Raw genomic sequence first — 7,351 nt, 5'->3', positions numbered from 1 at the left:
CACCGAGGGGGTGGTACGTGAGCCTTCGGCGTTGGCGACCACTACGGGCTCGCCGCCCTCCAGCACTGCAACTACCGAGTTGGTCGTACCGAGATCGATACCGACTGCACGAGCCATAGTGTTCCTACCTTTCGTTCTGCGGTTCTCTGCCCGAGTGGTTGATCTCGAACATGACCGCGAGTTTTTCGCTTGGTGAGCGTCCTCCGCTCAAGTTTGCCTCCGACCGTGGCCGGGAGTCAACTTGAAGTTGAGCCGAGGGCGCTCAAGCTTGTCGAAATGGTCAACTACAGCCCACGTAGATTTGTTCCCGCCTTCCCCGAAAAGCCGGAAAAGTGCGCCACATCACTTCCGTATCTCTCCGAATGGCTACGATCGGCCGGTGACCGATCCCGACAATTCTCCCGCGCGACCTCCTCGCCCGTCACCTCCACGCCCGGCACCCGAGCGACCCGACGTCTCGGTTCGGCCGCTCCGACCTGCAGCGAGCGACGAGACACCCAAAGCCGTGACATTGTCCACCTCTGCCTGGATCGGCTCGTTCGTCGTCCTGACCGGAATCGCCGGAGTGGTAGTCACCAGCCTCGACGACGTCCGGTCGGCTCTCGAAGAATCGACTGCGCGCGACAATCCCGGATACTCGTCCACCGACATCTCCGATGCCGTGACCGTCGTACTCGCGGGCAGCGGCGGCGGCGCTCTCGTCCTGGTCCTGCTCGCACTCATGAGCCTTCAACTCCTCCGCGCACGCAAGAACGCCGGGCGGGTGATGACGGCGATCGTGGGAGTCGTGAGCATCGCGGCCGGACTCGGCTTCATGTCTCTGGTCGACGGCGCAGCAGACATCGGCGCCGGAGTTCTGAGATGGGGTCCGATTCTCTACTGCGCCCTGGTCGCGGTGGCGGCGATCGCTCCGTTCGCTCCCGGTGTCAGCACCTGGCTGCGGGGACGCCGATGAAGGTTCACGTACAACTGGACTCCGCGCCGGGCGCGGGCGCTGCTCGTAGCCGTGAACTCGCGGAGACCGGCGCCGGTGGCCTGTTCACGTTCGAGGGACCACACGACGTGTTCTTCCCGCTCGTCGAAGCAGCATCGGCCGTCGACCTCGACCTGATGACCAACGTCGCCATCGCATTCCCCCGCAGTCCCATGCATCTGGCGCATTCGGCCAACGACCTGCAGTTGCTCAGTCGCGGCCACTTTCGACTTGGCCTCGGATCGCAGATCAAACCGCACATCGAAAAACGCTACAGCGCAACGTGGTCGCGTCCGGCGGCCCGCATGAAGGAGACTGTCGCAGCGGTCAAGGCGATCTTCACTGCGTGGGAGAACACCTCGACGCTGAACTTCCGCGGCGAGTTCTTCACCCACACGTTGATGCCTCCGACGTTCGATCCAGGCCCCAACCCCTATGGGCCGCCGCCCATCCTGATGGGTGCGCTCGGACCGGTGATGACCAGGACAGCTGCCGAGGTGGCCGACGGACTACTGGTCATGCCGTTCCACACGCAACGTCATTTCCTCGAACGAACACTTCCGGCCGTCGGTGCCGGTCTTCGCGAATCCGGCCGCACCCGAGACGAATTCACGATCATCCCGCAGGTCATCGTCGGCGTCGGCCGCGGCGACGATCAACTTGCCGCGGCCGCCAGAGGCGTCCGAGCCCTGCTCTCGTTCTACGGTTCGACGCCCGCATACCGTCCGGTGCTCGACGTCGAAGGGTGGGGCGAGGTCCAACCGGAACTCAATGCCCTGTCGAAGCGAGGTGGCTACACCGAGATGGCGTCGCTGATCACCGATCCGATGCTGACCACACTCGCCGTCGTCGGCACTCCCGAAGAGTGCGCCACCGATCTTCGGCGGCGGTTCGGCGAACATGCCGACGAAGTGTGCTGCTATTTCCCCGGTTACGACGTAGAACCGTCAGACGTGGCGTCGATGATCTCGTCTCTCACCTGAACCCGGTCGAACTTCTTGATCAGGCCCCCAAGGTACGGGCCAGCTCGGTCAACGACTCCCGGGCAGCGCGCAGGCTCGCGTCACCCTGCTCGATCAGAGGTGCCATCGCCGGAATACGTTGCGCCAAAGTCAGTTCCGCGGTGATGACGGAGACATCCATTCCCATCGACACCCCGAGCACCTGAACGAGTGGCGGGACGGTGTGATCGTTGGCCTCGTTTCCCGAACCCGGCGCATAGGTGTTTCCGCGGCTGGAGACGATCACCACCGGCTTACCTGCCAGAGGCTGAGTACGCGTGTCGAAAGGCACCGTAGTCCCCAGGACGTGTACGTAGTCGATCCACGCCTTCAACGTGGACGGGATCGACCAGTTGTACATCGGCGCACCGATCACGACGACGTCTGCAGCGGTAAGTTGCTCGATGACCCGAGCCTGGAGTGCTTCCGCGGCGGGATCCGGAATCTCGCCCTCGACTCGCAAGCGTGGTGCATAGTGCAGGGCCGCGTCCGCGAGGTGCGGCAAGGGATCCCGGTGCAGGTCCAACGTCACCGTCGTGTGATCCGGACTGTTCTTCGACCACTGCTGAGCGAACAGTGCGGTCAGATCACGTGAGGTCGAGTGGTGGAGTTCGGCGGACGAATCGATGTGAAGTAGCTGTGGCATCCCTCATCACTACCAGAGCGCGCTCAACTCTTCTCCGCGGCTAGATCGGATTCCGCCGCGTACTGCGCCAGCAGGACTCGTTCGCGCTCGCGACGCGGATAGAAGAACGTCACCACCGCGGCACCGGCACACACGATGATGATCGCCGCGATGTAGGCGTTTGTATCCCCGTCCAGGAAGGCGTTTTTGGCGGCGGTCATGATTTGGTCCGCGTATTGCGGGTAGCGTTCCGCGAGAACTTCGGCGCTGGAGAAGGATTTGGTGAGCGCGGCCTGAGTTTCGGGAGTCACTTCGGATGCGTTCGGCGAGGACGAGATCGCATTTCCCAACGATTTTGCGTACCCGGCCGTGAGTATTCCGCCGAGAATCGACTGCATGATGGCGCCGCCCAGGTCGCGTTGCAGGTCCGAGGTTCCCGACGCCATACCAGCGCGGTGCACGGGAACGGATCCGGTCAGCGAACGCGATGCCGGTGTGCCGGCCAGACCGACGCCGATGCCGACAAGCGCATAGGCCAGCGCGACCTGCCAATACTGTGTGCTTTCGTTCCACAGGAACAGCGCGACGAACAACCCGAGAACCACGAACAGGTAGCCGGCGAGCAGCGTGACGCGGGCGCCGTACCTTTCGATCATGGTCGCCGAGCGCGGCGCAACGATCACCATCGCCAGCGCAGCCGGAATGATCGCCGCACCGGCTGCCAGCGTCGAGTACCCGAGGACGTTCTGCAGGAACTGCTGGCCGATGAACATCGCGCCCATGAGCGAACCGAACACGACCAACCCACCCACCGCCGCGACCCAGAAGGTCGGGCGCGCAGCTACGTGAAGATCGAACAGCGGATTGGCCGCGCGTCGCTGTTGCAGGAAGAACCCGATACCCGCGACAACTGCTATCGCCCCGAGCACCAGAGCCAACGTGCCCGAACCCTTCACCGGCGCAAAGTTGATGGACAACACCAGAGCCCCGATGAAGACGATCGACACTATGCCGCCGAGGTGATCGACTCGCTCGGTCGTCTCGTTGACGTGAGCGGGAACCAACACCAGGGAACAGATCAGTGCCACAAGGGCCAAGGGAAGGGTGACGAAGAAGACCGAACCCCAGTGAAACTGCTCGAGCAGCGCCCCCGAGACGATCGGACCGAGTGCTGAAATCGCGCCACCGATTGCCGACCACATGGCAATCGCCTTGGTTCGTGCCGGTCCGGCCCACAACGCCGTGATGATTGCCAGCGTGGTCGGGAACGCCAGACCTGCCGAGACGCCTCCGACTATCCGAGCGAGGAACAGCACTTCGAAGTTCCCGGCGAATCCCGCCACGATCGACGCCGGAATGGACAGCGCCATGCCGGTGACCAGCAACATCTTGCGGCCGTATCGGTCTCCCAAGGCCCCCAGGTAGAGCACCGTTCCGGCCAGGCCCAGCGAGTAGCCGACCGCGATCAGGTTCAGTTGCGTCTGACTGGCGTCGAAAGCCCGCCCGATATCGGGCAAAGCGACATTCGCGACCGAGAGATTGAGGTTCGCGACCGCAGCGACCAGGATGAGCGTCCCCAGGACGAGGGTGGCTCGATCCGGTGAAGCGGACTTGATGTCACTCGCCATGCGCGTGCTCCCATCGAGGTGGGACCCGAACCTGGGAGTTATGTCCGGATCATCCCGAACTCAAGATAGAACCCTCGTCCGGCGCTCGCATAGTGAACGGGTCCCTATTCGGGCACAATTTCAGCCAGGACGCCCTCGGCGCTGCGGGCGGCGACCAGGCAGGCGCGCGAGGTGAACCTGTCGAAGAGCGGATGTCTGGACAACTCGCGCCATCTGCGGACAGCCGCCGTGGCCCGCGCACGCTGCACCTCCGGCGATTCTTCCGGTTCGCAGCCCAACCGGTCACTTGCCCGGATTCCGTAGCCGCCGATCAGTCTTTGCAGTTGTGCCAGGTCGTCGGGTGGCAGATCCGTGTGTACCGAACGAAGACGCCCGAGCAGGCGAAGTTCGTGAAAGCCGTGAACATCGGCAAGCAACCGTTGCGCCTCCGCCGCGATCTGATCGCCTTCCTCGCTCGGATCGGCTTCGAGGATTCTTCCCAGCGTCACCAGCGCCGTGTGCGATTTGAGCTGATCTGCCCGCTGCCCGAATTGAACGTCGATCACCTGACGCAGTTCGTCCAGGCCGCTGCGCTCCAACAATTCGGCCGCCAGGGACGGTGAATCAGTGGCCCCCAACTTGATCGACGTCACGGCGAGGCGAATTCCGAAGAGCCCGAACCGATCGGCCAATTGCGCCCGCATGGCCGCATCGACCGGCAGCGGACTGTCCTGCCTGGCAAAGCGATCCGCGGAGAGGAGCGCAAGGCTCAGATCCTCGGCCGGAACCTGCGCGAGCGCCGAGAAGGCCGCGAACTCGCTCTGCCTCATCGTCCGAGCAGCGAGCGCGAGCAGACCTGCCACCGGAACCACCGACTGGCACAGGCCGGTTCGCTCCAACTCCTCGGCAAATCGCGCCGCGACGTCCTTCGCCGAAGACAACGCGTCGAGCCTGCCTGCGCCGACCTCATCGGCACGCGAGAGAACTCCGATCACTCCGAGTGGCCCGGATTCTCCGCCCACGTGATCCGCGATCTTCCCGAGGAACTGCATGTCACTGGCGTTGAGAGCCCGCAGGAGGTAGACCACTGCATCCGCGCCCGGTGCCTCACCGTCGGGAACGAGCATGTCCCAGGTGCGGGCCGAGACCTCGGTCGAGAGCGACGAAGTGCCCGGTGTGTCGATGATCGTCGTACGAGCCAATGCCGAAGACGGCCAGTCGACGTCGATGCGGTCCACCGAGTCTGCGGTGTACTCGCCCAGATCGAACGTGAGCCTGCCGTCGCGGCGCGTCACCGGCACGTTGAACTCGGCACCGTTCTCGGCCGTCGCGGTCACCTGCGGCGTCGTCCCGTTCCGATACCAGGTGACGACGCGTGTGCATTCCGTCGCGTCGGTAGGCGCTATATCCTGTCCGACAAGCGAATTGAGCAGCGTCGACTTACCCGCTTTGAGGGAGCCGGCGAGCGCCACCCGGAGTGGCTCGTCGAGCCTGGCCGCACATTCTTCCAACTGGGCGCGCGTCTGCGGCTGATCGGCGTAGGCACGTCTGGCGTGGTCGATCAGGGCGTGTGCCGACTCCACTGCGGTCACGGTGGTCGTGGCATTCATGCGTTGGTCACTTTTGCCGAGGCAGGAGCGGGAGTTTCGCCGATCAGCGTTCCGGCAACGGCGTCGAGCTCCGCGACGACGCGCATGTCGGTCTCCAGACGCTTGATCCGAGCGGCATGTTCACTCGACTCCAACTGCGCGGCTTCCTGAGTGGCGCGGAGGGATTCGTTGATCGAGCGCAACGCCTGCTCGGCGATGTCGGTGAAGTGATCACGCAACAGCCGCTGCACCAGGCGTAGGCGATCCTTCGACTCCTTGCCCACCTGGAAGCTGACGTCGTCGGCAAACCGTCGGATAGCCGCTTTCGCCTCAGCGCGACGCTTGAGCACCTGAGCCTGCTTGTCTTCACGATAAGCCTTGGTGCCCAGCAGAACCCCGGCGCCGATGGAGATCGGGTTGACCAGAGCCATGCCCATCATCGTGGTGATCAAGCCGAACATGAGCACGCCGCCGTACGAGCCGCGCATGCCGACCAGGACTTTCTGAGTGATGCCGATTCGGCCGGATTCGAGGTCCGCCAATGCACCGACCGGTTCCAGGAAACCGTCGGTGTCGGCGACGTCGAGATGCGGGAGCGCGACGTCACCGGTCTCCGCAAAGTGCTGCGCCACAACTTCTGCCAGCCACTGTGCGCGATCATGCGCCCACACGAAGTTGTCACCGATCGCGGTGGCGATCTCCTGTTCGAGCCACTCCCCCACGACGTCCCAGTCCTTACCGGGATCGCCTTCGTCGACCGTCTCCTCGGCCTGGCGGGTCACCCGGCGCAACCGGTCCCGGAGGTCGTGATCGATGTCGGCGGCGAGGTCTGCGATGCCGTCACCGAGGCTCTGCTGCCACAGTGAGGTCTTCTTGTGCAGTTCCTCGGCCGCTGCCCGGGCACGCTGCAGTCCCGCGACCGCTGCCTGAGCGGTCGACGGATCCTTCAGCGCCGCAAGCTCACTGCCCATCTCCAACGTCAGATGCGCTGCCGCAGAACGCACATCCATCGCAACTGCGCGTCGAGTATTCGATTCGGCACGCGCAACGACGTTGTCCCGCAAGAACTGATAGAGGTCCAAAAATCCGGATTCCGCTTCGAGTTCCTTGTCCCCCAGCCTCAGCGCGTGCGAGCGCAGTACCGAGGAGATCGGAATGAGCGGCAGATCCAACCCGGCACGCTGGAGATGTCCGCGATCGGCGTCGAGGATCTGCCGCCAGTGCGGGTACAGATCGGTCTTGCTGATCAGCCCGGCTACCGCAGGACACAGATTGACGACCTGGCGGATGAATCCCAGCTCCGGTTCGGTGAACTCCTGGCTGGAGTCCGACAGAACCAACACTGCATCGGCCGCAGTGATCAATCCCAATGTTCCTGCAGCATGAGGATTTCCATGACCGCCGACACCAGGGGTGTCGATCAGAACCAAACCGTCGGCCAACAGCGGACTGGGAACACCCACTTCCACACGCAGAACCTCACGCCCTTCGGCGCGAGGCGTGGCCGGGGTGATCCCCATCAGTTCCTCGAGCGGGAGGGGCACCCGAATGGGCGC

Annotated in this window: 7 protein-coding genes; 2 read left to right on the top strand and 5 right to left on the bottom strand. The window is 63.9% G+C overall.

Annotated elements, in window-relative coordinates; genetic code table 11:
* On the bottom strand, positions 1 to 117 hold a 117-nt coding region (locus A2J01_RS36145), incomplete at its 3' end, for an Hsp70 family protein (protein ID WP_156519459.1).
* Positions 118 to 379: 262 nt separating this feature from the next.
* Here A2J01_RS36145 and A2J01_RS30830 point away from each other — a divergent pair.
* Together A2J01_RS30830 and A2J01_RS30825 are read left to right on the top strand one after the other, a co-directional pair.
* The gene (locus tag A2J01_RS30830; protein ID WP_064114249.1) at positions 380 to 955 is read left to right on the top strand and encodes a hypothetical protein; all 576 of its coding nucleotides are present in this window, start codon (positions 380 to 382) and stop codon (positions 953 to 955) included.
* The gene (locus tag A2J01_RS30825; protein WP_064114248.1) at positions 952 to 1,956 is read left to right on the top strand and encodes a TIGR03617 family F420-dependent LLM class oxidoreductase; all 1,005 of its coding nucleotides are present in this window, start codon (positions 952 to 954) and stop codon (positions 1,954 to 1,956) included. The genes A2J01_RS30830 and A2J01_RS30825 overlap by 4 nt, the downstream gene beginning before the upstream one ends.
* A gap of 19 nt (positions 1,957 to 1,975) precedes the next feature.
* Here A2J01_RS30825 and A2J01_RS30820 read toward each other — a convergent pair whose 3' ends face one another.
* The 4 genes from A2J01_RS30820 to A2J01_RS30805 form a co-directional block, all read right to left on the bottom strand.
* Positions 1,976 to 2,620: an FMN-dependent NADH-azoreductase gene (locus tag A2J01_RS30820; protein WP_007726694.1), complete on the bottom strand. Its 645-nt coding sequence runs from the start codon at positions 2,618 to 2,620 to the stop codon at positions 1,976 to 1,978.
* Positions 2,621 to 2,643: 23 nt separating this feature from the next.
* Complete coding sequence (locus A2J01_RS30815; protein WP_007726692.1) at positions 2,644 to 4,227, bottom strand: MFS transporter; 1,584 nt, start codon at positions 4,225 to 4,227, stop codon at positions 2,644 to 2,646.
* A 104-nt stretch (positions 4,228 to 4,331) separates the two neighbouring features.
* Positions 4,332 to 5,816: a dynamin family protein gene (locus A2J01_RS30810; protein ID WP_042452229.1), complete on the bottom strand. Its 1,485-nt coding sequence runs from the start codon at positions 5,814 to 5,816 to the stop codon at positions 4,332 to 4,334.
* Positions 5,813 to 7,351, bottom strand: a 1,539-nt coding sequence (locus A2J01_RS30805; RefSeq protein ID WP_064114247.1) for an Isoniazid-inducible protein iniA, incomplete at its 5' end; no start/stop codon positions are given. The genes A2J01_RS30810 and A2J01_RS30805, both read right to left, overlap by 4 nt.

The organism is Rhodococcus sp. EPR-134 (genome assembly GCF_001647205.1).
Taxonomy (GTDB): domain Bacteria; phylum Actinomycetota; class Actinomycetes; order Mycobacteriales; family Mycobacteriaceae; genus Rhodococcus_F; species Rhodococcus_F qingshengii.
Note: the sequence above shows the minus strand (reverse complement) of the source record. Positions and strands in the feature narration are given on the sequence as shown.